At 56.7% G+C, this 1,624-nt stretch carries 1 rRNA gene; it reads right to left on the reverse strand.

Annotated features, from left to right (window positions below):
• Positions 1-97: 97 nt before the first annotated feature.
• Positions 98-1,622, reverse strand: a 16S ribosomal RNA gene (locus C563_RS0120730).
• Between the last annotated feature and the right edge of the window lie 2 nt (positions 1,623-1,624).

The raw sequence follows: 1,624 nt of genomic DNA on the forward strand, positions 1-1,624 counted from the left end.
CCCGCCACGAAACACTCGTCCGCGAAACGGGCCTTTACTCCTGACAACACCACCACCCCGCATACACGGGACAGCAACCGTTGTAGGTGCTCCTTAGAAAGGAGGTGATCCAGCCGCACCTTCCGGTACGGCTACCTTGTTACGACTTAGTCCCAATCGCCAGTCCCACCTTCGACAGCTCCCTCCCACAAGGGGTTAGGCCACCGGCTTCGGGTGTTACCAACTTTCGTGACTTGACGGGCGGTGTGTACAAGGCCCGGGAACGTATTCACCGCAGCGTTGCTGATCTGCGATTACTAGCGACTCCGACTTCATGGGGTCGAGTTGCAGACCCCAATCCGAACTGAGACCGGCTTTTTGGGATTAGCTCCACCTCACAGTATCGCAACCCTTTGTACCGGCCATTGTAGCATGCGTGAAGCCCAAGACATAAGGGGCATGATGATTTGACGTCGTCCCCACCTTCCTCCGAGTTGACCCCGGCAGTCTCCTATGAGTCCCCACCATCACGTGCTGGCAACATAGAACGAGGGTTGCGCTCGTTGCGGGACTTAACCCAACATCTCACGACACGAGCTGACGACAACCATGCACCACCTGTAAACCGACCACAAAGTGGGGCACCTGTTTCCAGGTATTACCGGTTCATGTCAAGCCTTGGTAAGGTTCTTCGCGTTGCATCGAATTAATCCGCATGCTCCGCCGCTTGTGCGGGCCCCCGTCAATTCCTTTGAGTTTTAGCCTTGCGGCCGTACTCCCCAGGCGGGGCACTTAATGCGTTAGCTACGGCGCGGAAAACGTGGAATGTCCCCCACACCTAGTGCCCAACGTTTACGGCATGGACTACCAGGGTATCTAATCCTGTTCGCTCCCCATGCTTTCGCTCCTCAGCGTCAGTTAATGCCCAGAGACCTGCCTTCGCCATCGGTGTTCCTCCTGATATCTGCGCATTTCACCGCTACACCAGGAATTCCAGTCTCCCCTACATCACTCTAGTCTGCCCGTACCCACCGCAGATCCGGAGTTGAGCCCCGGACTTTCACGGCAGACGCGACAAACCGCCTACGAGCTCTTTACGCCCAATAATTCCGGATAACGCTTGCGCCCTACGTATTACCGCGGCTGCTGGCACGTAGTTAGCCGGCGCTTCTTCTGCAGGTACCGTCACTTTCGCTTCTTCCCTACTGAAAGAGGTTTACAACCCGAAGGCCGTCATCCCTCACGCGGCGTCGCTGCATCAGGCTTCCGCCCATTGTGCAATATTCCCCACTGCTGCCTCCCGTAGGAGTCTGGGCCGTGTCTCAGTCCCAGTGTGGCCGGTCACCCTCTCAGGCCGGCTACCCGTCGTCGCCTTGGTAGGCCATTACCCCACCAACAAGCTGATAGGCCGCGAGTCCATCCAAAACCACAAAAGCTTTCCACCAACCACCATGCGATGGAAGGTCATATCCGGTATTAGACCCAGTTTCCCAGGCTTATCCCAGAGTCAAGGGCAGGTTACTCACGTGTTACTCACCCGTTCGCCACTAATCCCCAGTGCAAGCACCAGTTCATCGTTCGACTTGCATGTGTTAAGCACGCCGCCAGCGTTCATCCTGAGCCAGGATCAAACTCTCCGTTGAAG

Origin of the sequence: Arthrobacter sp. 135MFCol5.1, from assembly GCF_000374865.1 — a bacterium.
In the GTDB taxonomy this organism is placed as follows: Bacteria; Actinomycetota; Actinomycetes; order Actinomycetales; family Micrococcaceae; genus Arthrobacter.